This window comes from Paraconexibacter sp. AEG42_29 (assembly GCF_040581415.1).
Lineage (GTDB): Bacteria > Actinomycetota > Thermoleophilia > Solirubrobacterales > Solirubrobacteraceae > Paraconexibacter.
Genome location: NZ_CP114014.1, coordinates 3,749,609 through 3,775,959, shown reverse-complemented (window position 1 = coordinate 3,775,959; position 26,351 = coordinate 3,749,609). Strand labels below are relative to the sequence as shown.

20 protein-coding genes and 1 pseudogene are annotated in these 26,351 nt (G+C 72.7%); 8 read left to right on the top strand and 13 right to left on the bottom strand.

Annotation, left to right across the window (positions count from 1 at the left end; translation table 11 throughout):
• The first annotated feature begins 41 nt into the window (after nucleotides 1-41).
• Nucleotides 42-536, top strand: a complete 495-nt coding sequence (locus DSM112329_RS18350; protein WP_354698002.1) for a quercetin 2,3-dioxygenase — start codon at nucleotides 42-44, stop codon at nucleotides 534-536.
• 101 nt (nucleotides 537-637) lie between these two features.
• Here DSM112329_RS18350 and DSM112329_RS18345 read toward each other — a convergent pair whose 3' ends face one another.
• Complete coding sequence (locus tag DSM112329_RS18345) at nucleotides 638-1,258, bottom strand: TetR/AcrR family transcriptional regulator (RefSeq protein ID WP_354698001.1); 621 nt, start codon at nucleotides 1,256-1,258, stop codon at nucleotides 638-640.
• Between the two features lie 73 nt (nucleotides 1,259-1,331).
• On the opposite strand from DSM112329_RS18345, the gene DSM112329_RS18340 reads away from it, so the two are divergent.
• On the top strand, nucleotides 1,332-2,894 hold the full coding sequence (locus tag DSM112329_RS18340; protein ID WP_354698000.1) for an MFS transporter: 1,563 nt from the start codon (nucleotides 1,332-1,334) through the stop codon (nucleotides 2,892-2,894).
• 206 nt (nucleotides 2,895-3,100) lie between these two features.
• The gene (locus DSM112329_RS18335; protein ID WP_354697999.1) at nucleotides 3,101-4,024 is read left to right on the top strand and encodes a hypothetical protein; all 924 of its coding nucleotides are present in this window, start codon (nucleotides 3,101-3,103) and stop codon (nucleotides 4,022-4,024) included.
• 165 nt (nucleotides 4,025-4,189) lie between these two features.
• On the opposite strand, the gene DSM112329_RS18330 is transcribed toward DSM112329_RS18335, so the two are convergent.
• The 9 genes and pseudogenes from DSM112329_RS18330 to DSM112329_RS18290 all read right to left on the bottom strand — a co-directional run bounded on the left by DSM112329_RS18330 (nucleotide 4,190) and on the right by DSM112329_RS18290 (nucleotide 18,911).
• Nucleotides 4,190-5,512, bottom strand: coding sequence for a glycosyltransferase (locus DSM112329_RS18330; RefSeq protein ID WP_354697998.1), 1,323 nt, complete (start codon nucleotides 5,510-5,512; stop codon nucleotides 4,190-4,192).
• A gap of 48 nt (nucleotides 5,513-5,560) precedes the next feature.
• Nucleotides 5,561-7,804, bottom strand: a complete 2,244-nt coding sequence (locus DSM112329_RS18325; protein ID WP_354697997.1) for a helix-turn-helix transcriptional regulator — start codon at nucleotides 7,802-7,804, stop codon at nucleotides 5,561-5,563.
• Between the two features lie 76 nt (nucleotides 7,805-7,880).
• Nucleotides 7,881-8,372, bottom strand: a pseudogene (locus DSM112329_RS18320) (ATP-binding protein); the annotation flags it as partial.
• Between the two features lie 102 nt (nucleotides 8,373-8,474).
• Nucleotides 8,475-9,935, bottom strand: a complete 1,461-nt coding sequence (locus DSM112329_RS18315; RefSeq protein WP_354697996.1) for an NAD(P)/FAD-dependent oxidoreductase — start codon at nucleotides 9,933-9,935, stop codon at nucleotides 8,475-8,477.
• 88 nt (nucleotides 9,936-10,023) lie between these two features.
• Nucleotides 10,024-11,334: a glycosyltransferase gene (locus DSM112329_RS18310; protein WP_354697995.1), complete on the bottom strand. Its 1,311-nt coding sequence runs from the start codon at nucleotides 11,332-11,334 to the stop codon at nucleotides 10,024-10,026.
• A 10-nt stretch (nucleotides 11,335-11,344) separates the two neighbouring features.
• On the bottom strand, nucleotides 11,345-14,230 hold the full coding sequence (locus tag DSM112329_RS18305; RefSeq protein ID WP_354697994.1) for an AAA family ATPase: 2,886 nt from the start codon (nucleotides 14,228-14,230) through the stop codon (nucleotides 11,345-11,347).
• Nucleotides 14,231-14,626: 396 nt separating this feature from the next.
• The gene (locus tag DSM112329_RS18300; protein WP_354697993.1) at nucleotides 14,627-15,094 is read right to left on the bottom strand and encodes a hypothetical protein; all 468 of its coding nucleotides are present in this window, start codon (nucleotides 15,092-15,094) and stop codon (nucleotides 14,627-14,629) included.
• A 182-nt stretch (nucleotides 15,095-15,276) separates the two neighbouring features.
• Nucleotides 15,277-17,619 carry a pyruvate dehydrogenase gene (locus DSM112329_RS18295; RefSeq protein ID WP_354697992.1) on the bottom strand — a complete coding sequence of 781 codons (2,343 nt, stop codon included), beginning with the start codon at nucleotides 17,617-17,619 and terminating at the stop codon, nucleotides 15,277-15,279.
• A gap of 2 nt (nucleotides 17,620-17,621) precedes the next feature.
• Nucleotides 17,622-18,911 carry a dihydrolipoamide acetyltransferase family protein gene (locus tag DSM112329_RS18290; protein ID WP_354697991.1) on the bottom strand — a complete coding sequence of 430 codons (1,290 nt, stop codon included), beginning with the start codon at nucleotides 18,909-18,911 and terminating at the stop codon, nucleotides 17,622-17,624.
• A gap of 185 nt (nucleotides 18,912-19,096) precedes the next feature.
• Here DSM112329_RS18290 and DSM112329_RS18285 point away from each other — a divergent pair, with 185 nt between their 5' ends.
• Complete coding sequence (locus DSM112329_RS18285; RefSeq protein ID WP_354697990.1) at nucleotides 19,097-19,543, top strand: Lrp/AsnC family transcriptional regulator; 447 nt, start codon at nucleotides 19,097-19,099, stop codon at nucleotides 19,541-19,543.
• A gap of 21 nt (nucleotides 19,544-19,564) precedes the next feature.
• Here the strand turns inward: DSM112329_RS18285 and DSM112329_RS18280 are convergent, their stop codons facing one another.
• Complete coding sequence (locus tag DSM112329_RS18280; protein WP_354697989.1) at nucleotides 19,565-20,497, bottom strand: fumarylacetoacetate hydrolase family protein; 933 nt, start codon at nucleotides 20,495-20,497, stop codon at nucleotides 19,565-19,567.
• A 50-nt stretch (nucleotides 20,498-20,547) separates the two neighbouring features.
• On the opposite strand from DSM112329_RS18280, the gene DSM112329_RS18275 reads away from it, so the two are divergent.
• Nucleotides 20,548-21,228 carry a GntR family transcriptional regulator gene (locus DSM112329_RS18275; protein WP_354697988.1) on the top strand — a complete coding sequence of 227 codons (681 nt, stop codon included), beginning with the start codon at nucleotides 20,548-20,550 and terminating at the stop codon, nucleotides 21,226-21,228.
• 2 nt (nucleotides 21,229-21,230) lie between these two features.
• Here DSM112329_RS18275 and DSM112329_RS18270 read toward each other — a convergent pair whose 3' ends face one another.
• Complete coding sequence (locus DSM112329_RS18270; RefSeq protein ID WP_354697987.1) at nucleotides 21,231-21,836, bottom strand: VOC family protein; 606 nt, start codon at nucleotides 21,834-21,836, stop codon at nucleotides 21,231-21,233.
• A gap of 112 nt (nucleotides 21,837-21,948) precedes the next feature.
• On the opposite strand from DSM112329_RS18270, the gene DSM112329_RS18265 reads away from it, so the two are divergent.
• Nucleotides 21,949-23,733 carry an FAD-dependent monooxygenase gene (locus tag DSM112329_RS18265; RefSeq protein ID WP_354697986.1) on the top strand — a complete coding sequence of 595 codons (1,785 nt, stop codon included), beginning with the start codon at nucleotides 21,949-21,951 and terminating at the stop codon, nucleotides 23,731-23,733.
• A gap of 117 nt (nucleotides 23,734-23,850) precedes the next feature.
• Here DSM112329_RS18265 and DSM112329_RS18260 read toward each other — a convergent pair whose 3' ends face one another.
• Nucleotides 23,851-24,372 (bottom strand): zinc-binding dehydrogenase, encoded by a 522-nt coding sequence (locus DSM112329_RS18260; RefSeq protein ID WP_354697985.1) that lies wholly within the window; start codon nucleotides 24,370-24,372, stop codon nucleotides 23,851-23,853.
• A 24-nt stretch (nucleotides 24,373-24,396) separates the two neighbouring features.
• Between DSM112329_RS18260 and DSM112329_RS18255 the strand changes: the two genes are divergently transcribed.
• Both DSM112329_RS18255 and DSM112329_RS18250 read left to right on the top strand, forming a co-directional pair.
• On the top strand, nucleotides 24,397-25,320 hold the full coding sequence (locus DSM112329_RS18255; RefSeq protein ID WP_354697984.1) for a helix-turn-helix domain-containing protein: 924 nt from the start codon (nucleotides 24,397-24,399) through the stop codon (nucleotides 25,318-25,320).
• A gap of 189 nt (nucleotides 25,321-25,509) precedes the next feature.
• A complete protein-coding gene (locus tag DSM112329_RS18250; RefSeq protein WP_354697983.1) occupies nucleotides 25,510-26,310 on the top strand; it encodes an alpha/beta hydrolase in 801 nt (266 codons plus the stop codon).
• Nucleotides 26,311-26,351 lie beyond the last annotated feature (41 nt).

The window sequence follows — 26,351 nt, the reverse complement described above, 5'->3', positions numbered from 1 at the left end:
CGTAGGAGACACCGCGCCGGTGCGCTCCTAACGTCGCCGCCATGTCAACCATCGCCGCAACATCAAAGCCCTACCACCTGACCGCCGACGAGGGCCTCCAGTCGGTGTGGTGGAAGACCGGACGCGTCTGGGTCAAGGCCTCAGGCGTCGAGACCGCGGGCCGCTTCGCCCAGATCGAGGTCGACGACCCGCGCGGCGCCGCGCCGCCGATGCACATCCACCACACCGAGGACGAGACGTTCCTCGTCCTGGACGGCGAGGTCAGCGTGTTCGCCGGCGGCGAGCGCACCGAGCTGCAGGCCGGGGACTACGCCTTCATCCCGCGCGGGGACGAGCACGCCTACCTGGTGCAGTCCGAGCGCGCGCGCATGCTGGTCACGTTCTCCCCCGCGGGCTTCGAGGAGTTCTTCGTCGAGATGGGCGTCGCCGGCGACCAGCCGCCGGCCGACCCGGTGATGCCCTCCCCCGAGGAGTTCGCCCGGCGCCTGGCACCCTACGGCTGCGCGATCACGGGGCCGCCGCCGGAGCTTGCGTGACGCCGGGATCACCGCGCCGGCGACAGCCGCCTTCCGCGTGATCTCCGCGATGCCTGTCTCCGGCAGGGGATCGGCTGCCTCGGGCGGGTCGGTGGCCTGGTCTACGGGGCCTGCGTACGTGCCATGCACAGCGTGCTCCACCAGACGCGGCTGATGGCGGCCACGGCAGCATCGTCCGTCAGGTCCGTGGCGCGGCGGACGGTCTGCTGGTAGCAGAGGCGCTCGGTCATCCAGACCAGGGCGGTGGCGGTCGCGTGCGCATCGTGAACGGTGAGGCCTTCGGCCTGCAGTCGCTGCTCGGCACCTCCGATGATCTGGTCGACGATCGAGGCCCAGTAGGCGGCCACGGCGTCGTCGTAGCCGGCCGCCTCGGTCACCGCCCGCACGAGCGTCGCGTTCTGGGCAAAGGAGTCCAGCAGCGCCCGGGTGGAGGTGACGACCTCCGGTTCGGTCGCGCGACCTGCGCCGGCGATGAACGGGCCGAGCGCGTTGAGCGCCTGCCCGCCCGCCTGCTCGAGGAGCGCGAACAGCAGCTCGCGTCGGTCTTCGAAGTGCGCGTAGAACGCCGGACGCGTGCGGCCGGCGCGTTCGGTGATGCGCTTGACGTTCAGGTCCGCGAAAGCGACGCCCTCGTCGAGCAGTGCGAGAGCGGCGTCCAGCAGCGCCCGTTCGGTGGCCTCGCGGCGCGGGTCGTTGCGGCGACGTTTGTCGAGAACGGGCACCACCCGAGCGTATCATCGGTAAGTAGCTACGCATAGTAATGACGCTGTGTAGTTTTTATGCTAGCTTGGCGGCATGCTCCGCGCCTCTCGCTGGACCGTCCTTGCCGCTCTGTGCCTGGCGGTCTTCGTCGTCAACCTCGCCACGACGGTGGTCAACATCGGGCTGCCGTCCCTCGTCAGCGAACTGGACGCCAGCACCGGCGACCTGCTGTGGATCGTCGACGCGTTCAACCTCGCGTTCGCCGCGCTCGTGCTCGCGGGCGGGTCGCTCAGCGACCGCTTCGGCCGTCGCCGAGCGCTGCTCATCGGCCTGGCCGGCTTCGCCGCTACCTCCCTGGCCGGGGCCTGGAGCGGCAACCCGGACGTGCTGATCGCCTGGCGCGCGGCCACCGGCGTCTTCGCCGCGGTCATCTTCCCCGTGACGTTGTCGATCCTGACCAACGTCTTCGAGGACCGCCGCGAGCGCGCCACCGCCATCGGGATCTGGGGGGCCGCGACGGGCCTGGCCGTCGCCTTGGGACCGGTGACCGGCGGTGCTCTGGTCGAGCACTTCTGGTGGGGCTCCATCCTCGTCTTCAACGGGCTGGTGGCGGTCGCGGCGCTCGGCTTCGCCGTCCTGGTCGTCCCGGACTCCCGCGACCCGGAGACCCCGCCGCTGGACGTCCGCGGCCTCGTGCTCTCGTCCGCCGGTCTCGGGCTGCTCGTCCACGCGATCATCCAGGCCCCCGAGCGCGGCTGGGGGTCGACCACCTCGCTCGTGGCGTTCGCCGCTGCCGTGGTCGTCCTCTTCGTCTTCGTCCTCCAGGAGCGGCGCACCGAGCATCCGATGCTCGACGTGGCCCTGTTCAAGAACATGCGCTTCACCGCCGCCAGCAGCGCGATCGCATTCGCGTTCTTCGCGATGTTCGGCTTCATCTTCCTCGTCACCCAGTACTTCCAGTTCGTCCGCGGCTACGGCCCGCTGGAGGCCGGCCTGCGCACCCTGCCCGTCGCGACATCGATCGCGATCGGCGCGGTCGTCGGCACCCCGCTGGCGGTGCGGCTGGGCAGCAAGCTCGTCGTCGCCGGCGGCCTGCTGTCGCTGACCGTTGCCTTCACCTGGATCTCGCTCATCACCGACCACACCTCCTACGGCCAGATCGTCGGGCAGATGGCCTTCCTCGGCATCGGCATCGGACTCGTCAGCTCCCCCGCAACCGAGGCGATCATGGGCGTCGTCCCCGCCGCCAAAGCCGGCATCGGCTCAGCCGTCAACGACGCCACCCGCGAACTCGGCGGGACCCTCGGCGTCGCCGTCATCGGCTCCGTCGCGCTCTCGCTCTACCGCGACCACCTCACCAGCGCCCGGATCCCCCCGGAAACCGCCGCAGCTGCGCGCGAGTCCATCGGCGGCGCCCTCGAAGCCGCCCGGCGCGTCGCCGAGTCCGGCCAGGCCGATGCCGCACTGAAGCTGACCACGGTCGCCAAAGACGGCTACCTGGACGGGATGGCCGCCGGCTGCCTGGTCGCCGCCGGCGTCGCCCTGCTCGGCGCCCTGCTGACCATCGCCTTCCTCCCGTCACATCCCGGAACGCCCGACGCCACCCCCGACCCCGATCGACCGCTGCACCCCGCAGCACGACACGCCGCCGCCTGAGAAGACCACACCCACGACTGCTCGAGCCGGCCGATACACCGCCGACCACCCGCACGACTTCGTCGTCGTCTTCATCGGACGGCGCGCCGGAGGACAGGCCCGGGGCGTCACGTGGTCAGGCACCGGCGCTCCCCACGCGGCGCCGGGACAAAACACTAGCCGCGGGGGCTAGCGACACGGTGCGACGGCCGATCTACGTTCCGCCGATGCGCCAAAGCACCCATAGCCGCCGCCCTCCGAGGCCGCGCTTCGTCCCGTCCGTCCTGGTCGTCCTCGCTGTCGCCGCCGGAGCGCTGACCGGCTGCGGCGGCGACGACGACGGTGACGTCCCAGGTGTCGCGGGGCGCACCGCCGCCGCGGCGTCCGGGCCCAGGTCGCTGGCCATCACCGCCCGTGCCACCGGCGCCAAGAGCGCCGAGTACGCGATGCCGGCCACCGTCGAGGCGGGCTTGACCACGATCACGCTGCGCAACGAGACGAAGGGACCCCGGGAGGCCAGCCTCGTCCGCGTGGAGGGTGATCACACGCTCACGGAGGTGCTCGAGGTCATCAACGACCAGGGCGGCGCTCCGATCCCCGACTGGATTCACGCCGACGGCGGCGTGGCCATCGTCGCCCCCGGGCAGGCGGGCACCGCGACGCAGAACCTCGTCCCCGGCGACTACTACGTCACCGACAGCACCGACCCGGACTCCGGCGTCACCCCGGCGAAGCCGTACCGATTCACGGTCACCGGGCCGGTCTCGGAGGGCGCGCTGCCCGCCGCGCCGGCGACCGTGATCGCCAAGGACTACGGCTTCACCTTCGCCGGCCTGAAGGCGGGGAAGAACACCATCCGCTTCGAGAACACGGGCAAGGAGCTGCACCACGCCCTGTTCTTCGGCGAGGCTCCGGGAGCAACCCGGGCCGAGGTCCTCAAGTTCTTCAGCGCGCGCGGTGAGGTCCCGGGGAAGCCGCCGCTCGACTTCGCCCGGATGAGCGGCACGACCGTCCTGGATGGCGGCCTGGCGCAGAACACCGAGCTGGACCTGAAGCCCGGCAGGTACGCCGTCGTCTGCTTCGTCTCCGACCGGGCCGGCGGACCGCCGCACCTGGCCAAGGGCATGTTCGCGGAGATCACGGTGAAGTAGGCGGATCCGCGTGGGGCCGTGCGCCTGCGCGCGGCCCCACGACCTGCTGCGCGAGTCTCCCGCGCGATGACAGACGGCGGACTACCGTACGGACGGTGGCCTTGCTGCTCGCCGGAGGTCGCGCGGGGCGAAGCTGATGCTCTGCAGGCGGCAGGCTCGCTCGCCCTACGCCGCCGCCGTGCTGCGGCGCCGGCGCCGCAGGGTCCCGTCCGCCGGCGTCGGCTCGGCGGTCACGAGCCAGTCCTCCAGGGCCGTGGCGGCCGCCGGCAGCCCGTCGCCCTCGGCGCGGATCGCCGCACCGAGCGCGCCGGCCCGCTCGACGACCTCCGGGCGCAGCACGTCCCGCAGCGCCGTCTCCAGGCGCCGGCGGTCGAGGCGGCGGAAGGGCAGGTGCGCGCCGACGCCGAGCTGCACGATCCGGTTGCCCCACCACGGCTGGTCGCAGAACACCGAGCAGACGACGGTCGGGCAGCCGGCCCGGGTCGAGGCGGCGGTGGTGCCGGTCCCGCCGTGGTGGACGGCGGCGGTGCACAGCGGCATCAGGCGGTCGTGGTCGACGGCCCCGACGAGCCGGACGTGGTCGGGAAGGGCAACGTCGGTGTTCCCGGCCCAGCCCGCGCTGATGATCGCCCGCACGCCGAGGCTGCGCGCGACGGCGACCACGTCTTCGAGCAGCGCACCGGGGTGCAGGACGGGCATGCTGCCGAAGCCGAGGAAGACGGGCGGGTCGCCGGCGGCGATCCAGGCCTCGAGCTCCGGCGGAAGACCCTCGTCGGTCGCCGCCCGGACCTCGGCCGGCGGGGTCCAGGCGCCGGTGTGATGGATGCCGGCCAGGAAGTCGTCCGGCCGCGGGACGACCTGCGGGCTCCAGGTGCAGAGCCCGAGTGCGCCGTCGTGCTGGTGGCGGCGGTAGGTCGTCGCCCCGTCGGTCGGCAGGCCGAGGCGGCGGCGGAAGGCCGCGGTGGACGACGCGGCGCTGCGGCGCCAGATCCACTCGGCGACGTCGAAGCTCGCACGCCGCACCAGCGGCGACGGCGCGGACCGACCGGTGAGCCCGGGGCAGGTGTAGGCAGCGGTGCGGGTGACCGGGACCGGGTAGAGGATCGCCATCGGGACCTCCAGCGCGTCGGCGAGCGCCTGGCCGCGGTCCCAGGTGACGGGGGCGGCGACGATCGCCTCGGCCCCGGCGCCGTGGCGCACGAAGGCGTCGTCGGTCTCGGCGGCGTGCGAGTTGTAGACCCGCTGCAGGTCGCGCAGGACCGCGGCGCTGCCGCGCCGCAGCAGTCGCTGCCCAGCCTCCGAGGAGAGATGCTCGGTCAGGTTCACGGGGAGGCGGCCGAACTGCAGGCCCGCGCCCTCGACGAGCGGCCGGAACTCGCCGGCGGTGACGACGGTGATGTCGTGGCCCCGTCCGCGCAGCCGTGCGCCGAGCGCGACGGCGGGCCAGACGTCGCCGCGGGTGCCGTGGGAGAAGAAGACGATGCGCATGGGGCAGAACGTAGGTCCGGGGGCGCGGGGTGTCCCTACCCACCCCTCTTAGGGTTTGGCGACCGCCGTGCCGGCCTCACCCGCGAGCGCCGCGGGCAGCTGCGTCCGCGCCGTGATGTCGAGCTTGCGGAAGACGCTGCGCAGGTGGAACTGGACGGCGGCCTGCGTGACGAACAGCTGCTGGGCGACCTCCCGGTTCGTGAGCCCGTCGGCCACGAGCCGGGCGACGCGGAACTCGCCGGGGGTCAGTGACTCCGGGCCGGTCAGGAAGCGGCGGTCGCGCCGCGGCCGGCCGCCCGCGGCGATCAGCGCCTGATGCGCCTCGTCCGCCAGCGGGGTGGCGCCGGAGCGCGCCGCACGGTCGAGGCCGGCGCGCAGCAGCGCCCGGCCCTCCTCGCCGCCGACCGCGACGCCGAGGCGGATGATGGCCCGCGTGTGCTCCAGCCGGCCCTCGGTCTGCTCGAGGATCGACACCGCCTCGCGGAGCTGCGCCTCACCGGCGCGGCCCCCGGCGATGCTCCCGCTGACCGAGAGCGCAGTGCCGATGTGCACGGGCACCTCGAAGCGACGTGCGTCGGCCAGCGCCTCCGCGGCGACCTCGTGGGCCTCCTCCCGCTCCCCGGCGGCGGCCAGGGCGAGGGCGAGCGGCGGGCGCCAGCTGGACTGGTGCGGGCTCGGGAACTCTCCGGGCGTGAAGGCCGCGCTCGCGTCGCGGAGATCCGCGATCGCGTCGCTCAGCCGCCCCTGGGCCAGACGGAGCCCGGCCCGGGCCTCGACTGCCCAGGCGTACATGTGATGGCGCGATCCTGCAGCGGCCGGAATGTCGGACGTCATCTCATCGACGAGTGAGAGGGCACCCCGAGCCAGGAGGACCGGGCCCGCGACGAACGCGGCGAGGACTCGGCGCTCCTGATCGTGCTGCCAGGACGGGAAGCTCTCGAGGCCGCTCACCACGGCGGCTTCTGCCTCGCTGACGTTGCCCAGGTGACGGAGCGGTGCGGCGACGGCGATGAGCGCCCAGCCGACCCACGGTCCCGCGCCGCGACGCCGGGCGTCGGCGAGGATCGCGCGGGCGAGGTCGGCCGCGTCGGTGTAGGCACCTCCGGCGAGCAGGGCGTGGAAGGCCTGGTTCCAACCCGCCGACTCGGCGTCCGCCCGGAATACGGGATGGGTGACGGCCTCCCGGGCGAGCTCGGTCGCCCGGCGCGTCGGCGGGCGGTCGATGAGCAGGCCCGCGAGCGGACCCGCGATGCGGGGGTCCAGGCGCTCGCCCGCGTCGAGCTGGGCGAGCCGGCGGGTCGTGAGCGCGGCCACGCGGGGCCGCAGTCCGACGGCCGACAGCCCGAAGGCGTAGAGGTCGGCCTCCAGGCGAACAGCGATGTCGCTCCCCTCGGGCGCGGTGGCGAGGAAGCGCTCGAGGACGTCGATCGCGGCGCGGGGATGCCAGAGGGCCAGCCAGGCCCGAGCGAGCGTGAGCGCGCACTCGCCCGCGGCGACGGGGTCGTCGGTGAGCCCGCTCGCCTCGAGCAGGTGGCCCTCGTAGTCGCCCGCGAGCAGCGTTGCCTCGGCGGTCCCGAGGACCCGCAGGACCGCCGCCCTGAGCGGCGTGGTCGGCGGCGGCTCAGCCAGCGCGCGCTCCGCGAACCGGGCGGCGATGCCCGGGGCGCCCCGGCGCGCCGCGTCCTGCGCGGCATCGAGCAGCGTCTGCACCACCCAGGCATCGCCGGCCGGATCGGCGTGCAGCAGGTGCACGGCGACGCGTTCCGCGGCGACGCCGTCGGCGGCGGCGAGGAACCGCGCGGCGCGATCGTGGAGCGCGACCAGCAGCGGCCGGGCGATCGCGCGCTGGACGGCGGCGCGGACGAGCGGATGGACGAACCCGGGGCGTTCGCTGCGGGCGAACACCTCGATCGCGATGAGCTCGCTGCAGGCGTTCCGCACTGTCTCATAGTCGAGGCGGGCGACGGCGGCGACGAGCGCCACCGGCTCCCCGTCCCCGACGATCGCCACGCACTCCGCCACGCGCACGGCGTCCTCGCGCAGTGCGGAGAGGCGCCGGCGGACCGTGCGGGCGATCCCCTCGGCGCCGAACTCGACCACCGACGCCGCGGCCGCCGCCGTGGGCGCGACCCCCTCGGAAGCGAGCTCGCGGACGAGCTCGCCGAGGAGCAGCGGGTTTCCGCCGGTCGCGCGCCCGCACGCACGGCTGAACGCCGGGTCGGGCGGGGCGTCGAAGCCGCCGGCGACCAGGGCGTCGACCGCGTCCGGGCTCAGCGCACGGGGACGCAGCACGCCGGCCGCCTCGCCCGCGCAGAGCGCGTCGAGCAGGGCCCGGTTCGGCGTCCCGCGTCGCCAAAACGAGCAGCAGCGGGACGCCGGCCAGCCGCTCGGCCAGGTAGGCGAGCCACGCGAGCGACGGGCGGTCGGCCCAGTGGCCGTCGTCGACCACGAGCGCCAGCGGCTGCCGGCCGGCGAGGTTCGCCGCCAGCCAGTACAGGCTGTGCAGCCCGCGCAGGCCCTCGTCCGCCTCCGCGCCGCGCGGGCCGACGCCGAGCGCCGCCGGCGCGTCGGACGCGGCACCCGCGAGGATGGCGTCCCGCTCGGCGTCCGGGGCGTCGAGCAGGCGACGCTCCAGCAGCTGCCGCGCGACGCCGAACGGGAACGCGCGCTCGAGCGGCGTCCCCCGCGCGCGCACGATCGCGAAGCCATGCGCCTGCGCGCGCTCGGCGACCGCCCGCAGGATCGACGTCTTGCCGATGCCGGGCGAGCCCTCCACGACGAGCACCGCACCCTCGCCGGCGGCCGCGCGCGACAGGCGCGCCTCGACGGTCCGCAGCTCGGTGTCCCGCTCCAGCAGCATGTCGCGCGCACCTTACGCACTGCGCGCCCGATCGCCGAGCGGGCACCCCCCGGAGGCTGCCGCTCATATCGCGGACCGCGGACGGCGCGGGGCCGGGCGCCTTCAGCGGAACGACATCACGCCGTCCTCGAGCGGCTGGTGCAGCAACTCGCGCAGGTCGCGCGGGTAGCTCTGCCGCAGCCGCCAGGGAGCCTGGTCGCCCTGCCGCGGGAACTGGCCGATCCCGCGCTGCACGAAGCCGGAGCTGAGGTCGAGGGCCGGCTCGCGCGCGACGTCCCCGTCCGGCTCGCTGGGGACGCACGCACGGAGGCCGACGTCGTCGAGGTGCGCGATGAGCCGGCAGGCGTAGCGGGTCGTCAGGTCGCACTTCAGCGTGAACGACGCGTTGGAGTAGCCGATCGCGAGCGTGAGGTTCGGGACCCGGTCGAGCATCATGCCCTTGTAGAGGACGTGATCCTCGAGCTCGATCGGCGCGCCGTCGACCTCGAGGCGCGCGCCGCCGAACGGCAGCAGCCGCAGGCCCGTCGCCGCGACGATGACGTCCGCTCGGAGCTCTTCGCCGGACGCGAGGCGGATGCCGTCCTCCGTGAAGGTCTCGATGGTGTCGGTGACCACGCTCGCCTCCTGCCGGCGGATGCTGCGGAACAGGTCACCGTTCGGAACGAGGCAGAGGCGCTGCGTCCAGGGGTTGTACTTCGGGGTGAAGTGCCGCTTGACGTCGTAGCCGCGCGGGAGCTGGACCTTCGCCTGCCAGATGAACGCCCGGGCGGACGCCTTCGGCCAGCGACGGCTCATCGCGTAGGTGCCGGCGGTGAAGGCGACGTTCTTCCAGCGCAGGAAGCCGTGCGCGACCCGGTCTGGCAGCAGGCGCAGCAGCGGCCGCGCCAGCGGGTCCACCTTCGGGTAGCTGATGATGTAGGTCGGCGACCGCTGGAGCATCGTCACGTGTTCCGCCACCTGCGCGAGGGCCGGGACCAGCGTCACCGCCGTCGCGCCGCTCCCGATGACGACGACGCGCTTCCCGGTGACGTCGGTGTCCGCCGGCCAGTGCTGCGGGTGGATCACCGTCCCGCCGAACCGCTCGCTCCCCGGGAACTCCGGGAGGTGGCCGGCGTCGTAGTGGTAGTAGCCGACGGCCCAGTGCACGAACCCGCACGTCATCTGCTCCGTCCCGCCGTCCGCGGCGCGCTCGACGGTGAGGGTCCAGCGGGCCGTCGCGCTGGACCAGGCCGCTGCGGTCACCCGGCGCCCGAAGCGGATGTGGCGCTCCACGTCGTGTTCGGTCGCGGTGTCGCGGATGTACTGGAGGATCTCCTCGCCCTCGCCGATGGCGTTGCGGCCGGTCCACGGCCGGAAGGCGAACCCGAGGCTGTACATGTCCGAGTCCGAGCGGACGCCGGGGTACCGGAACTGGTCCCAGGTCCCGCCGATCACGTCGCGGGCCTCGAGCAGCGCGAACGACTTTCCGGGGCACAGCTCCTGGAGGCGGCAGGCCGCGCCGATCCCGGACAACCCGGCGCCGACGATCAGCACGTCGACGTGCTCAGGGGAGGAAGTGGTCATGGACGGCACCGTAGGTCGATCGGCGCCCCGCGTCCCTAGCCGGGCCCCATAGGGTTTGCCCGCGGAGCCGAGGACCCACCGAGGGGGCTCAGGACCGGGCGGCGAGGGCGCGCGGCGCCGCGGCGGCGCGGCCCAGCGGCATCGCTGTCACGAGCCAGTCGTCGACGGCGGTGGCGGCGCGCACCGTGCCGTCGCCCTCGGCCCGGATGGCCGCGCCGAGCTGTGTGGCGCGCCGGGCCGTGGCCGGCTCCAGCACACGCGCGAGTCCCGTGCGCAGCGTCGCCCGGTCGAGCTTGCGGAAGCGGACGTGGGCCCCGACCCCGAGCCGCTCGACGCGGCGGCCCCAGAAAGGCTGGTCGGCGAAGACGGAGCAGACCAGCGTCGGCAGACCGGCGCGCAGCCCGGCGGCGAGGGTGCCGTGGCCGCCGTGGTGCACGGCCGCACGGCAGCGGGGCAGCAGCAGGTCGTGGTCCGTGGATCCCACAGCGTGCAGGTGGCCGGGCAGGGGACCGGCGTCCGCGCACCACGTGGCGTCGATGAGGCCCCGGACGCCGAGCTCGCTCGTCACCGCGGCGACGTCCGCGAGCATCCGCTGCGTGTCCGGGACTGGCATGCTGCCGAGCCCGAGGTAGACCGGCGGCGGGCCCTCGTCGATCCAGGCGTCCACGGCCGCCGGGACCGCCTCGCCGGCTCCCTCGCGGATCCTGGCGGGCAGCTGCCAGAGCCCGGTCATCGGCTGCTCGGGGCCCAGGTCGGTCGGTCGGGGGAGCAGCGACGGGCTGAACGCGTGCAGCTGCAGGGCGCGCGCCGCCGCGTACCGCCGCAGCCCGGAAGGACCGCCCGGGGCCAGGCCGAGGCGCCGGCGGAACGCGCGTAGGTCCGAGCGGACGCCGAGCTGCCAGCCGGCGTACACCAGCCGGTGGCTGAGGAGGTTGACGCGCGCGCCGCCGAACCCGGGCTCGAGCATCGCCGACGGATAGGCGCCTGTCGGGCCGAGCGGCATCGGCCAGGCGATGCCGGCCGGGATCCCCAGAGCCTCGCTCACCACAGCGGCCCGCTCGAAGGTGATCTGGTTCCCGAAGACGGCCTCAGCCCCCTCGACCGCCGTCAGCGTCGCCGCGTCGAGGGCGTCGCTGAAGCCCGAGTAGTAGGTGCCCATCGCCTCGACCGCGCGCGGGCCGCCGCTCCGCAGCACGGCCTGTCCCTTGTCACCGGCGAGAAACGTCGTCAGGTCCGTCGGCATGGGCGCCAGGCGGGCGCCGCTCCCGGCGACCAGCGGGGCGAAGCCCACGGTCGTGGCGACCGTCACGTCGTGGTCGCGATCGACGAGGTGCGAGGCGAGGGCGATCTGGGGCCAGACGTCGCCGCGGGTGCCGAGGGCCAGGAGGGTGATGCGCATGCCGGCGACGCTAGGTCCTCGGGCCCGGTGGGTCGCTATGCGGAACCCCATAGGCTTTGCCCTCGGGTGACGACAGGGCGTCCGCCAGCGCTCCGCGCGCGGTGATGTCGAGCTTGCGGAACGTGTTGCGCAGGTGCCACTGAACGGCCGCCTGCGTGACGAAGAGGCGCTCGGCGATCTGGCGGTTCGTGAGTCCCTCTGCGGCGAGCCGCGCGACGCGGAGCTCGCCGGCCGTCAGCGACTCCGGGCCCCGCAGGAACTGCCTGTCCCGTCGCGGCCGGGCGCCGGCAGCGAGGAGCTCCTCACCGGCGCGCGCAGCTTCGCGGACCGCGCCGCAGCGCGTCGCGCGGTCGAGGCCTTCGCGGAGGGGCTCGCGCGCCTCGGCCCGGGAGCCCGACCGGCGCAGCGCAGCGCCGAGCTCGATGAGCGCCCGCGCGTGCTCGAGGCGCGCCTCGGTGACGGCGAGGGCGGCGACGGCGGCCCGGAGCTCGGCGACGCCCTCCGGCCCGCCGAGGGCGACGCCACGGGCGACCCGTGCGCGACCCGCCGGCACCGCGACGCCCCACTCGTGCGACAGCGCGAGCTCCTCGTCGGCGAGCGCCAGCGCGGCCTCGCGATCACCGCCGGCGGTCAGCAGCAGCGACGCCGGGCTGCGCCAGCGGACCGAGATCGGATTCGGGAAGTACGACGTGGTGAACGCCCCGGCGGCACGGAGATCGGCGAGCGCGCCGTCACGGTCGCCCTGTGCGCTGCGGATGGCGGCGCGCGCGGTCAGCAGGAGCGCGGCGGTGATCGTGGGCTCGTCGAACACCTCCGGCGGAAGCGCGGCGAACGCCCGGGCAGCCTCGTCGTGGTGCCCGCGCTCGGCGAGCACCAGCCCGAGGGCGCCGTGGGCCCACGCCGTGACGTGGTCGCCGTGGGCGACCCCGAGGTCGCCGAGCCGCAGGTGCATCAGCGCGGCGCGCACCTCGCTCTCGGCGTCCTGCACGCGCCCCTGGTGGAGCGAGATCTCGGCCCGGATCGCCAGCGCCGGCGCGAGCGTGTTCGAGGCGCCTTCGCCCTCGGCGACCGCGATGAAGCGGTCCAGTAGTGCGCCGCCCTCCGCCAGCTGCCCCACGTTGGCCAGGCCGAGCGCCGCGGAGGTAAGCAGCGTCGGTGCCATCACCCCACCGCGGGCAAGCTCCGCATCGACCGCGATCCGCGCTCCGGCGAGCGCCCGCAGCGCGCCGGTCACCGGAGCGTGCGCCCGCAGGAGGTGCGGCACGAGCCCCGCGAGGGTCATCGGGTCCAGCGACTCACCGGCCTCGTACTGCGCGGCGCGCAGCCGGATCCGCTGCTCCCAGGCCGGGGTCAGCAACGACGGCACCACCTGGCCGAGGGTGCAGGCCGCCGCCTCTATGGCGCGGGCCAGGTCGCCGTCTGCGGGGACGGCGCGGTACGCCCGGTCCAGCGAGCCGAATCCCTCAGAGAACCGCCCGACGGCGATCTGCGCGTCGGCGAGCACGACCTCGACCCCGGCCGCGTCGACCGGATCGTCGATCGCGGCGGCAGCCGCCTGCAGGTGGGCGGCGAAGCCCGGCACCCGCAGCAACGCCTCGCAGGTGCCGAGGGCCGTGAGCACGTCGGCGAGCGCCGCCGCGGGCGGCGGCTCGAGCAGGGCCCGCTCGAGATAGGGCAGCGCCTGGTCCGGCGCGCCGCGGCGGGTCGCGGTCCGGCCCGCGGCGAGCAGCGTGTCGGTGGCGGCGGCGTCACCGCAGCCGTCCGCGCGCAGGAGGTGCCGGGCGACGCTCTCCTCGTCAGCGCAGGCGGCGCGAAGCTGCCGCGCTGCGGCTGCGTGCTGGGCGGCGCGCTGGACCGCCGCGATGTCCTGGTACACGGCTGTCCGGACCAGGGGATGCACGAAGCCGAGCGCCTGTCGCGGAGCCAGGACGTCGACCGCGGCAAGGTCGGCGACGCCGCCGCGCACGACGGCCTCGTCCAGCCCGGACAGGGTCGCGACCTCCCGCACCGTGGCCCCGTCGCCGAGGATGGCCACCGCTCGCGCCACCGACGTGGCGGCGCCGTCCAGCCCGGCCAGGCGCCGCCGGACCGTGCGCGCGATGTCCTCGTCCGCGGCCTCGTCGACGAGCCCCACCGCGTCCGCGACGGGGGCGATGCCCCGGCGCCTCAGATGATCGACCAGCGCGCGGACCAGGAGCGGGTTGCCACCGGTCTGGTGCGCGCACGCTGCGGCGAACACGGAGTCCGGGGCGGTCCCCAGCTCCTCCCGCAGCACCGCCATCACCGAAGCGGTCCCCAGGGCGCCGGGCCGCAGGACAGCCTCGGCCTCGGCGGTCAGCGCGTCGATGGGCTCGAGGTCGCTTCCCGGCTCTGCGGGACGACCGGCAAGGACCAGGAGCGCACGTAGCCCCTCCAGGCGGCGTGTGACGTGCATCAGCCAGCGCAGCGAGGCGCGGTCGGCCCACTGAATGTCGTCGACGCACAGCACGACCGTCCGCTCGGCGGCGAGGTTCGCCAGGAGCCAGTAGAGCCCGTGGAGCGCGCGGACCGGCGGCTCGTCCCCGTTGTGCTCGGGCACGTCGCCGAGGATCGCGACGGCGTGCCGGGCCGCCCCTTTCAGCAGGGCGGCACGCGCCGGGCCTTCGGCGAGGTGCAGCCGCTGCTCGAGCAGCTGGCGGACCACGCCGAAGGCGAACGAGCGGTCGAGCTCGGCCCCGCGCGCCGTGAGCACCTCGGCGCCCGTGGCGCGGGCCTCGTCACGGATCCGCTCCAGCAGCGAGGTCTTCCCGATGCCGCCGGAGCCCAGGATGACGGCGGCGCAGCCGTCGCCGCGGGCGGCCGCGGCCAGCAACGCGCGAAGTCGCTCCCCCTCGCCGTCCCGTTCGAGTAGCGCCACGGGGCCCATCTTCGACTCAGGGCCGCGTCGCCGCAAGGACCGGTCCACCCCGCCGGTCGTGACGCCATGCGCCCGTCGCAGCCGCTGCCCGGGTCGCGGTCCCGGATGCTGCTCGTTGCAGCAGCCGCGTGTCAGGTGTGGTCATCAACCGACGCGATGTGGCCGACGATCAGATCCTCGACCCGATCGCGGTGCGTGAGGGGTCCCATGTGTCCGGCGCCCCTCACCGTTTCCAGGCGCGCACCTGGGACGTGGTCGGACAGGAGCGCCGCGGCGCGCCGGGACGCCGGCGGGCCGGAGTCGCCGCGCGCCAGCGGCAACGATCGCCTCCCGGCGGCAGCCGCCGCCGGGCACACCAAGGACTCGGCCTGGGTCCGCTCGACAGACGCCGAAGGGTCAGCCGCCGACGAGTGGAAGGCCGCCGGCCACCGTGAGAATCCGGTCCCAGTCCTCCCATTGCCGCTCTTGGCAGCTGTTGTGACGAGAGAGGTTGATGGTGAACGCGCGCGCGCCGATGACTCCGGTGATCCGCGCCTTCTCTGGCCCGTAGTCCTGCGACAGGCACGACCGGCCGCCCGCGCGGGGGTTGATGAGCGGCGTCAGCTCATACTCCAGCAGGCGCTTGCAGACGGTGTCCAGACGGCGGTTGCGGGCGCTGTCGCAGCCGATGGCGCGCTGGCGGCCGTTCTCCGGGTTGATGGAGAAGACGTTCAGCGAGGCCTGGATGCGCTTCGGCGCGGCGGCACGGACCGTCGCCCCAGACGTCGAGGAGGACGGGGCGGCGGTGGAGGACGCGGTGAAGACGGCGGCGCCGACGCTGCATGCCGCGATGCACAGCAGAGCGGCCAATCGAGTGAGGTTCATGACTTGACAGATAGACACCGTGCACGAAACGCACACCCCGAGCGGGAGTCCACTGTGCGCTTCGTGACATGCGGTCAGACGCGCCGCGAACCGGTCGGGGGAGCTGCTCGGCTTCGACCATGCGGCTCGCGGCGACACGGTGCTCGCGGCGAGCCTCGGTCGTCGTGCAGGAGTGCTGGGCGTCAGGTGACGAGGTCCAGGGCGGCGCCGACGATTGACTCGGGATCGAGGCCGTGGTGGGCGTAGACGTCTTCCAGCGAGCCGGCTTGTCCGAAGCGCTCGACGCCGACGTTCGTGATCGGGATGCGGCCGGTGACGCCGAGGAAGCTCAGCGTGTGAGGGTGGCCGTCCATCACGGTCACGATCGGCGTGAGGCGATCCTCGGGGAAGAGGCGGGCAAGGATGTCGCTCGGTCCTTCGGTCAGGCCGCGCCGGGCCTGCGTCGCACGGAACACGAGATCAGGACTCGTCAGGCACACGACGTGCGGCGCGTAGCCGGTGTCCTGCTCGATGATCCGGGCGGCCTCGAGCACCTCCGGCATCACGGCGCCGACCCCGACGAGGGTGACCTGGGCACCCGGGCCGCCGTCCGCGAGGCGATAGCCGCCGGCGAGGACGTCGGCGCGACGCTGAGCGAGGGCCTCTGCGTCGGTCGGGAGCGGTGAGAGCGCCTGGTCGATCGGCCGGGTGGTCAGTCGAAAATAGCTCGACGTGCCGCCGGTCTGCCCGAGGCGGGAGAGCGCGTGCAGGAACGTCCATTCGAGGTCCTGGCCGAAGGCGGGCTCCCAGGCGATGCACTCGGGCTGCTCGATGCCGATGCTCGGGGTGTTGATCGATTGGTGCGCGCCGCCCTCGGGGGCAAGCGTGACGCCGGAGGGGGTGCCGATGAGGATCGACTGGCCGCCGGCGTACATGCCGAAGGACCAGGGCTCGAGGGCGCGGGCGACGAACGGGTCGTAGATGGTCCCGATGGGGAGCAGTGCTGCGCCGTCGCGGGACCAGGTGGCGCCGAGCTCGGAGAGCAGGCCGACGAGGTTGACCTCGGCGATGCCGAGCTCCATGTGCTGGCCGTGCTGGTGCTCGCGCCACTTCACGAGGGTCTGGCGGTCGTCGGCGAACCAGTCGATTCGCTCGCCGACGGACCAGATCCCGACGCGGTTGATCCAGCCGCCGAGGTTCGTCGACGACGCGACATCGGGTGACACGGTGACGATCCGCTTCGCCGTGTCCGGCGCGGCGTGCGCGAGATCGGTCAGCAGTCGGCCGAGAGCCTGCTGCGTGGACGTCTCGCCGACGTGCGCGCGGTCGAGCGCCTCGGGGACGCCGACGCCGGCAGCGGGTGGGCGCTTGGCCCGATGCAGCGTGCGGGCGGTCTCTGCGCACAGCTGCCCTTCGTCGCTGTCGGGGTCGAACGCGGCCCACGGGTCCTGCGTGTCGGCGCCGAGCGTCGGCGCGAGGGCGTCGTATTCCTTGGCCGACAGCAACGCGGAGTGGTTCGACGGGTGGCCCTCGGTGGGCAGCGACCACCCCTTGACGGTGTAGGCGAACACGACGCTCGGCTGGTCGGTCGCCTGGTCGGCGGCCCGGTAGGCGTCAAGCAGGGCGGCGTGGTCGTGACCGCCGAGGTTACGGACCGTCCGGTGCAGGCGATCGTCGTCGTACTCCTTGATCGCCTTCGCGATGTCGCGCTTGCCGGTGCGTCCGGCGAGCAGCCGCTCGCGGACCTCGGCGGCGGGGGCGCGGAGCATCCGCTGGTACTCCTCGTTCGGCATCCTGTCGATGCGGGCACGGACGGCCTCGCCGCCCGGTGCGGCGAACAACTCCTCGAGTCGCCGGCCGTATTTGACGGTGAGGACCTGCCAGCCGGCAGCGGCGAACATGCCCTGCAGGCGCTGGATCGCCATCGCGGGGACGACGCGATCGAGGGACTGGCGGTTCAGGTCGACGACCCACATGACCTCACCGAGCGACGGGACGACCGGGTCCACGAGCGCCTCCCAGATGGCGCCTTCGTCGAGCTCGGCGTCGCCGAGCAGCGCGATCTGGCGGCCGCCGACCGGGACGTCGGTGTGCCCGGCGACGTAGCGGTGCGCGAGGGCGCTCCAGATCGTCGCGGTGGCGCCGATGCCGACGGAGCCGGTGGAGAAGTCGACGGGGTCGGGGTCCTTGGTGCGGCTCGGATAGCTCTGCAGCCCGCCGAGCTCGCGCAGCGTCGTCAGGTACTTGGGGTCGAGCTCGCCGAGCAGGTAGTTGATCGCGTGCAGGACCGGGGAGGCGTGCGGCTTGACCGACACGCGGTCCGGGGCGCGCAGATGCGCGAACCAGAGCGCGGTCATGATCGAGACCATCGACGCGCTGGAGGCCTGATGGCCGCCGACCTTCACCCCTGAGGTGTTCTCGCGGACCTTGTTCGCGTGGTGGACGATCGACGTCGCGAGCCACAGCACGCGGCGCTCGACGGCCTGCAGAAGCTCCTCCGGGGGAGCGCTCAGGTCGGCCGGGGCCCGTCTCGGTGTCGTGGACATGATCAGAGCGCCATCCCGAGCGGGTTCTGCAGCAGGACCTTGATGCGGCTGAGGAAGCCGGCGGCGTCGGCGCCGTAGAGGATCCGGTGGTCGCAGCTGAGCCGCAGCTTCATCACGTGGCGCAGGGCGACCTCGTCCTCCCACTCGACCGGTTTGCGCTTCATCTCGCCGACGGACAGGATCGCCGCCTGCGGCGGGTTGAGGATCGAGACGAACTCCGAGATCCCGAACATGCCCAGGTTCGACACGGTGAATGTGCCGCCGGCGAGCTCCGGCGGGGTGACCTGGCCGTCGCGGACGCGGTCGGCCAGCCGGCGGGACTCGCGGCCGATCTCCCCGATCGACCTCTTGTCGGCGTCGAAGATCGTCGGGACGATCAGCGCATCGTTGGCCGCGACGGCCATCCCGACGTTGATGTTCTCGTAGAGCTCGAAATGGCCGTCGACGTAGGCGCCGTTCGCGCGCGGGAACTCGCGCAGAGCGAGGGCGCTGGCCTTGATGACCAGGTCGTTGTACGACGGCGGCTTCGCGTCGCCGGCGAGCGCCTTGAGCTTGGTGCGCAGGGCCATCGCCTCCTCCATGTCGACGTCGACGCCGAGGATGAACTCCGGCGCGGTCGCCTTGGACTCCGACATGCGTCGTGCCACCACGGTCTGCACGCGTGTGAGCTCCTCGACGCGCACGTCGCCCTTGGCGGTCCGGGCACGCGGGTTGGACCTCTCGGCCGACGGCGCGGTCGCCGCCGGCGCGGCAGCAGGAGCGGATGCGTCAGCCTGCGCGGGAGTCGCCGGGAGGCCGGCGGCCTGCTCGACGTCGCTGCGGACGATCCGGCCGCCCGGGCCGGTCCCGGTCAGGGCGGTGAGGTCGACGCCGTGCTGCCGGGCCACGCGGCGAGCGACCGGCGACACCCGCACCGAGCTGTCGGCATTTCCGTTGGTGGCGGCGGTCGCCGGCGAGGGGCTCTCATGCGACTCGGAGAGAGGGGCGGGCTCGGCGGAGGCAGCGGGTGCCGGAGGCGGCGCGGCTGCCTCGGGCCCGGTGGGGGCATCGCCGATGCGGGCGATCACGTCGCCGACGCGGGCGGACTGGTTGACACCGACGACGATCCGCAGGATGCCGGCGGCCTCGGCCTCGACAGTCATCGCGGCCTTGTCGGTCTCGACCTCGAGGAGATCGTCGCCGACGTTCACGGTGGCGCCGTCCTCGATGAGCCAGGCGATGATCGTCCCCGTCTCCATGCCCTCGGAGAGCCCGGGCATCGTGACGTCGACGGCGGTTGCAGTCTCGCTCATGAGCCTGCCTCGCGGACGCAGGTGGGGCGGCCGGCGGCCGCGGACGGGTGACCCGACATGACGCCACTGAACCGCGCGCGGGGGCCGGCCGCCACCGCAACCGTCCCACTTCGACGCATGACGCAAGGATCGAAGGCGAAAGCCAGATACGCGTTCGATTACATATAATCTGTAGTCTTTGAGGTATGGCTGAGGTCGAGCTCGACGGCACCGATGTTGAGATCGTCGACCTGCTGGTCGCGGACGCCCGGCGATCACTCGCCGACATCGGCCGATTGGTCTCGCTGTCGCCCCCGGCGGTCAAGCGGCGCATCGACCGGCTCGAGGAGTCCGGCGTCATCACCGGCTACACCACGGTCGTGGATCACGCGAAGCTCGGTCGGCCGCTCGAGGCGTTCACCGAGCTGCGCTTCGCCGGAAACACGCGCGTGGATGACATCGCCGGCGTGGCCAAGGGGCTGCCCGAGGTGCAGGCGATCTACACGATGGCCGGCGACCCCGACGCGCTCGCGCTCATCCGCGTGCGCGACGTCGAGGACCTCAAGCGCGTCATCGACAGGATGCGCAGCACCGGGAAGATCGTCGGGACGAAGACGCTGATGGTCCTCGGGGCGTGGTCGCCGGGCCGGTGATGGCCCGGCGACGCTCGGACGTCAGGAGCGGCTGAGCGACCACTCGCCCTCGGGCAGGGAGGGCCCGAGCGCGTCCTCGGCGACGACGGTGTTCTCGATCACGCCGATGCCCTCGACCTCGACGCGCATGACGTCGCCGACCTTGAGCCAGTTGGCGGTCGGGGTACCGATGCCGCCAGGGGTGCCCGTGGCGATCAGGTCGCCGGGCTGCAGGCTGCAGATCTGCGAGATCGTCGACACGATCGTGGCGACGTCGAGGACCATCGCGGCGGTCGAGGAGTCCTGGCGCAGCTCGCCGTTGACCCAGGTGCGGATCGCGAGGTCGGACAGGTCGAGGGCGTCGGCCGTGACGACGCAGGGGCCGATCGGACCGTGGGTGTCGAAGCTCTTGCCAGGCCACGTGGTCGGGGTGTCCCACTGCCAGTCGCGGACGGAGATGTCGTTGGTGACGGTGTAGCCGCCGACGATCGACAGCGCTTGACCCGGCGAGAGGCGCCGCCCGTGGGCGCCGATGACGATCACCAGCTCGCCCTCGTAGTCCAGCAGCTCGGAGTCCTCGGGCATCAGCACGGGGTCGAACGGTCCGCAGATGCTCGAGGTCTGCTTGTTGAAGATGGTCGGCAGCTTCGGTGACGGGTACGCCGCCCGGGTGAGCCGCACCGTCTCGTAGAGGTCGACGACCGTCTGGTTGCTCATGTCGGGCTGCTCGCCTGCGTGGTCTGCGAAGTTGAACCCGAGAGCCAGGAACTTCCCCGGCTGCTCGACCGGCGCGGTCAGCTCGGCGTCCGCCAAGGGGACGGTCGCGCCGCGGGCAGCATCGACGCGCGCCGCGCGGTCGGCGGGGGAGAGGATCAGCAGCTCCACCACCGACAGGCCTTCGAGGGCCGTGATCTCCTCGCCGTCCAGGAGTCCCGTGGTGATGCCGTCGGGGGTGCGGTAGCGCACGAGTTTCACGGCTGCTCCTTCGATTGTAGATTATTTGACTTTGCGTCTACGCTGGGGGCATGAGCAGTCTGCAGCCCCTCGGATCGACCCCCACCACGCGCGCTGAGGCGGTTGCCGACGACCTGCGCCGTCAGATCCTCGGCGGCCAGATCCCGCCCGGCACGGCGCTCAAGCAGAACGACGTGGCCCGGGCGTTCGCCGTCAGCCCGACCCCGGTCCGGGAGGCGTTCGCGCGGCTGCAGCGCGAGGGCCTGATCACCTACGAGCCCCACCGCGGCGCGGTCGTCTTCATCCCGAGCGTCGAGGACCTGCGGGAGAACTACGAGATCCGCATCGCGCTGGAGCCGCTCGCCACCCGCGCCGCTGCCACTCGCCTGGACCAGGACGGGCTCGCCGCCCTGCGCGCGCTGGTCGACGAGATGGGCCGTACCAGCGACGCGGTCGCGTACTTCGCGCTCAACCAGCGGTTCCACGAGCAGATCTACGCCGCAGCCGGCCGGCCGAACCTGGCCAAGCTGATCGCCGAGCTGCGCGACGCGTCCGCGGCCTACGTGCGGATCCTGATCGACGGCACGCCGAGCAGCCCGGCGATCGCCCAGCCCGAGCACGAGGCGATCCTTGCCGCGCTCGAAGCTCGCGCCCCCGCCCGGGCGGCCAAGGCGATGGCCGACCACCTGCGCCACAACGAGACCCTGATGGAGGCCTTGCTCAGCGCAGGCGACGCCGGCGAGGCCGCCTGACGTCACGGCAGCGGAAGGCGGATGTCGAACGGGCCGGACGGCGGGTACTCGCCGGCGTAGGCACGCTCGTGCAGTTCCTTGACGTCCATCCCGCCCGCGCGGGCCGCGAGGTATGCGTCGGGATCGACCGGCGAGCCGATCGGGTTCTCCCCGAACCGCGGGTCGGTGCGGATGAACTCCGTCGACGCCGCCCAGTCCCCGTAGTTGTCGGCCTGCAGCTCGACCGAGTTGCCGTCCGGGTCGTGGTAGTAGAACGACAGCGTCAGGCCGTGATCCAGGCACGCCCCGGGCAGGATGCCCTCGGCCTTCAGCCGCAGGAACGTCGCGAGCAGGTCATCGATGTGCTCGTACTCGAAGGCGCTGTGGTGCATGCCGGTGCGCGTGAGCTTGTCGGGGTCGTCGACGAAGTCCGGCAGCGAGATCAGCGCGATCCGGTGGTTGGCCTCGTCGTTGGTGACGAACGCCCCGCCCGGCCACTGGAAGTTGACCTTGGACCCGATGACCTTCTCGTACCAGTCAATCAACTCCTGGAGCTTCAGTGTCTTCAGGTTGACGTGGTGCAGCGTCGGCCGGCGGACGCGGCTTTCGTCGAATGAGATGTCGGACATGACCCTCTCCACTTGCGGTTGATGAGTTGCGGTCCGAACCATCACGGCCGCGCTGACAGTATGTTATATATACTTCTGCCGCGAGGGTCTACTACCGAGGAGAGTTGCCGTCATGCGAGAAGTCGAAGTGCCCGTCCTGATCATGGGCGGGGGAGGGTGCGGCATGAGCGCGTCCTCGTTCCTGTCGGAGATGGGTGTCGAGCATCTGCTCGTCGAGCGCCACTCCGAGACCTCGCACCTCCCCAAGGCGCATTACCTCAACCAGCGCACGATGGAGATCTTCCGCGGCTTCGGCATGGCGGACCCGATCTATGAGGTCGGAGCGCCGCTCGAGAACTTCGGCCACATCCGCTGGGTGACCTCGCTCGGTGGGGACGGGCCGTACGACCGCCGCGACTTCCACGAGTTCGACGCGTTCGGCGGCGGGGTGCTGAAGGCGCCGTACGAGAAGGACGGGCCGGCCCTCCCGTCGAACCTCCCGCAGATCCGCCTCGAGCCGCTGCTGCGAAAGATGGCCGAGGAGCGGTCGGGCGGGCGGGGCGAGGTGGTCAAGTTCGGGCACGAGATCGTCGAGTGGGAGGACACCGACGCGGGCATCGTCGCCACGGTCCTGGACCGCGCCGCCGACGAGAGGTTCATCGTCCGCGCGCGGTACATGATCGCCGCCGACGGGGGCAAGACCGTGGTGCCGAAGCTCGGCACACCGATGCTTGGCCCGACCGGCATGCTCGAGATGGTCTCCACGCACTTCAAGGCCGACCTCTCCGAGTACGTCGACGACAAGTCGATGATCACCTGGTCGATCAATCCAGAGGGCGAGGGCTCCTGGTCCAGCGGCGCCCTCGTGAAGATGGGGCCGACCTGGGACCGCCACTCGGAGGAGTGGGTCATCCACTTCGCCTTCCGGCCGGACGACCCCGCGCGCTTCGACGAGGCCGCCATCGTGCCGCGCATGCGTGAGCTGCTGAAGATCCCCGATCTCGACCTCGAGGTCCTGAAGGTCAGCCACTGGATCCTCGACCGCATCCACGCCGAGAAGTTCCGGATCGGCAACGTCTTCCTCGCCGGTGACTCCGCCCACCGTCAGCCGCCCACCACCGGGCTCGGGCTGAACGGCGCGATCCACGACGCTCACAACCTGTGCTGGAAGCTCGCGGAGGTCGTCAGCGGCCGCGCCGACGACTCGCTCCTCGACACCTACGAAGCCGAGCGCCTCCCCGTCGGGGCGGACAACGCCGACTGGGCCCTGTCGGCGTTCACGAACTTCGCTGTGATCGACGTGGCGATGGGACTGATGCCCGGCGCGCCGAAGGAGCAGAACATGGCCGCCTTCGCCGCGTTCTTCGCCGACACCCGTCTCGGCGCGTCGATCCGCGGGCGCTTCGCGGAGGTGATCAACACCCAGCGCGTCGAGTTCCACGCCCACGAGATCGAGATTGGCTACAACTACGACTCCGCCGCAGTCGTGCCCGACGGGACCGACATGCCCGTCCGCGACCCGTTCGGCTCCGTCTACAAGCCGACCACCCGGCCGGGTCATCGTCTCCCGCACGCATGGATCGAGCGCGACGGCCGGCGGCTGTCGACGCACGACCTCATCACGCCCGGGACGTTCGCCCTGATCGCCGGCGCGGACGGCGCGGAGTGGCTGAAGGCCGCCTCCGCGGTGGCCGACGAGCTCGGTGTGAAGATCGACGCGGTCACCATCGGAGGCACCGTGAGCGACGTCGACGGCCAATGGGCCGAGGTCGGCGGGCTCGAGCCCGGCGGAGCAGTGCTCGTCCGACCCGACCAGCACACGGCGTGGCGCACGCAAGAGGTGCCGACCGACCCCGCTGCCGCCCTCCGCACGGCGTTCGACGCGGTCCTCGGAAAGGCCGCCGTCCCCTCCGCCTGATGACCCGAGGCGCCGGCCGAGCCTCAACGCTCGGGCGGCGCCCCATGCGCGCGATCTGATCAGCTCCTCGAGACGGCAAGCCGGCGGCTGCCCGAGTGTGGTTCGTGCAGCGTTCGATCAGAGTGGTGATCCGACGAGCAGGATCTTTCCGGCGCGCCCGTCTTCCGCAGCGTGGCGTAGTGCGGATTCCGTGTCGGTGAGCGGATACGTGGCTTCGATGGGAATCGGCGGGTCGCCGGCAACGAGCTGCCCGAGGATCGTGCCGTAGAGATCCGCGATCGCCGCGGGCGTGGCGTTGGCGAACCAGTCGCCGACGTTGAAGCCGCGGATCGACCGTCGTCCGAAGATCAGGTCGGCTGGGTTGGTCACGCTCGGCTGGCCGGACATGTCGCCGTAGCTGACCAGGACGCCTCCCGGTGCGAGTGCCGAGAGCAGCGAGCCTGTGGCTCGTCCGCCCACCGCGTCGAGCGCGAGGGCGACGGCGACGCCGCCCGTGAGCTCGGCGGTGCGTTCGGTGCCGGCGTCGGCGTCGATCAGCACGTGGTCCGCTCCGAGTGCCAGAAGCTCGTCGGCGCGCTCTGCGCGGCGCACGACGTTGATGGTGCGGATGCCGGCCGCGTGGGCGAACTTGATGACCAAGCGTCCGACGGCGGAGCCCGCCGCGTGCTGGATGAGCCAGCCCCCGGCTTCAAGACGACCATCGTCGCGCTCAGCCGCACGATGACCACGGCGATGTTCGATGACCTCCTTGCCGACCGGCGCGGCGACCCCGGGCTAAGCGACGTGCTCGACGCCGTCGAAGCTCGCTACGACGCGCTGCAGGCGGAGTCCACGCGGACGCGCGAGAATGTCCGCCGCCCGCTCGTCGAGCAGATCCTCGACGGCCGCCTCGACGACCCCGGCCGCGACACCGACGAGGTGCTCGGCTACCGCCTCGCCGGAACGCACCTCGCGCTGCGCCTCGAAGCGCCGCGGGGCCGACTGTTCTCCGAGGAGCTCGAACCGCTCCGCCTCGCCGCCGGCGCCGACCACGTCCTGCTCATGGCCGACGGCGCCCAGTCGTGGATCGGCTGGCTCGGCCGCCCCGACGCCTTCGCCGAGCACGATCTCGCACGGCTGCGCACCGCCGCCGCCGAGCGCGCGACCCGTCTGACCGTCGGCGAGCCCGCCACCGGCATCACCGGGTTCCGCCGCACCCGTGAACAGGCGCGTGAGGCCGCCACCGTCCAGCACATGCTCCTCGACGCCCCGCCCACGCTCTGGTTCCGCGACGTCTGGCTCGAGACCGTCCTCCTTCAGGACACCTCCCGCGCCCGCGCGTTCCTCGTCGCGCAGCTCGGCCAGCTCCTTCCGCCGGGTGCCGTCAACGACCGCGTCTGCGAGACGCTTTTGGCCTGGCTCTCGACAGGCAGCCACGTTGCCGCTGCGGCCACCCTCGGCATCCACGAGAACACCGTCCGCAACCGCTTGCGCCAAGCCGAAGCCGCCATCGGCGGCGCGACGATTCAGCACCGCCGCGTCGAGATCGAAGTCGCACTGCGCCTCCGACGCACCCGCCTCCTGGACGACGACCACATCGTCGGCTGACCCTGGATCGGCCGACCTCGCTCTTTTCGAATCGGCCGGCGCTTCTTCGCCGAGCAGCAGCAGCGGACGCCCAAGCCGACGCGTGATGTCATCTCGCGTGCCCGGGTGGTCAGGAGTTCCAGGTCACGGCTCTCGGGTAGCGTTGCCGAGGTGCAGTCGCTTGATGCCTGGTGGGCAGGAGGTCGGCGCTTGGAGAACGGCACCTTCACGCGCGCCGACGGACCCGCAGATGCTCCGGTCGTGACCTGGCTTCACGGGTTCCCGACCTCTTCATGGGACTGGGCGCCCCTCCACCAGGCGCTCGGTGCAGGACGTCGCGACGTCACGCTCGACTTCCTCGGCTTCGGGGCATCGGCCAAGCCCCGGGGCCACGATTACACGTTGACCGAGCAGGCCGACCTCGTCGAGGCGGTGTGGGACGCGCACGGCGTGACCGAGACGGCACTCGTCGCCCACGACTACGGCGTCTCGGTCGCGCAGGAGTTGCTCGCCCGCCGTGGCGAAGGACGGCTGAGCGTCACGCTCACGGCTGCGACGTTTCTGAACGGCGGCATCTTTCCTCACCTGCACCGACCGATTCGGATCCAGACGCTGATGGTCGGGCCATTCGGACCGCTGCTGGCCCGCCTGTCGTCCGAGCGGCAGTTCGCCAGGGCGCTACGGGCGGTGATGTCGATCGAACCAGGCACCAGCGAGTTGCACGAGCACTGGCGGGCGTTCAGCCGCGATCGCGGGAACCGCAACATCCACCGCCTTCTCGCGTACATGGCCGAGCGGCGCGTCCACGAAGAGCGATGGGTCGGAGCGCTGGTCGACTGTGACCTTGCGATGCGCTTCATCTGGGGGCCGGAGGACCCGGTCTCGGGCGCGCACGTCGTGCCCGAGATCCGCGTGCGAATGCCCGGAGCCGCCGTCCACGTGTTGGACGGCGTCGGGCACTACCCGCAACTGGAAGCAACCCGTCGCGTCGCGTCCGCGTTCGACGACTAGCGGCTCGTCCCCGCCGACGGCCGCGCCGTGCGACCGTGTCG

Bases quoted from the DNA above. Each gene is read 5' to 3' on its own strand.
- DSM112329_RS18350 (WP_354698002.1), top strand. From the start codon at position 42: ATGTCAACCATCGCCGCAACATCAAAGCCCTACCACCTGACCGCCGAC.
- DSM112329_RS18340 (WP_354698000.1), top strand. From the start codon at position 1,332: ATGCTCCGCGCCTCTCGCTGGACCGTCCTTGCCGCTCTGTGCCTGGCG.
- DSM112329_RS18335 (WP_354697999.1), top strand. From the start codon at position 3,101: ATGCGCCAAAGCACCCATAGCCGCCGCCCTCCGAGGCCGCGCTTCGTC.
- DSM112329_RS18330 (WP_354697998.1), bottom strand. From the start codon at position 5,512: ATGCGCATCGTCTTCTTCTCCCACGGCACCCGCGGCGACGTCTGGCCC.
- DSM112329_RS18315 (WP_354697996.1), bottom strand. From the start codon at position 9,935: ATGACCACTTCCTCCCCTGAGCACGTCGACGTGCTGATCGTCGGCGCC.
- DSM112329_RS18310 (WP_354697995.1), bottom strand. From the start codon at position 11,334: ATGCGCATCACCCTCCTGGCCCTCGGCACCCGCGGCGACGTCTGGCCC.
- DSM112329_RS18300 (WP_354697993.1), bottom strand. From the start codon at position 15,094: ATGAACCTCACTCGATTGGCCGCTCTGCTGTGCATCGCGGCATGCAGC.
- DSM112329_RS18295 (WP_354697992.1), bottom strand. From the start codon at position 17,619: ATGTCCACGACACCGAGACGGGCCCCGGCCGACCTGAGCGCTCCCCCG.
- DSM112329_RS18290 (WP_354697991.1), bottom strand. From the start codon at position 18,911: ATGAGCGAGACTGCAACCGCCGTCGACGTCACGATGCCCGGGCTCTCC.
- DSM112329_RS18285 (WP_354697990.1), top strand. From the start codon at position 19,097: ATGGCTGAGGTCGAGCTCGACGGCACCGATGTTGAGATCGTCGACCTG.
- DSM112329_RS18275 (WP_354697988.1), top strand. From the start codon at position 20,548: ATGAGCAGTCTGCAGCCCCTCGGATCGACCCCCACCACGCGCGCTGAG.
- DSM112329_RS18270 (WP_354697987.1), bottom strand. From the start codon at position 21,836: ATGTCCGACATCTCATTCGACGAAAGCCGCGTCCGCCGGCCGACGCTG.
- DSM112329_RS18265 (WP_354697986.1), top strand. From the start codon at position 21,949: ATGCGAGAAGTCGAAGTGCCCGTCCTGATCATGGGCGGGGGAGGGTGC.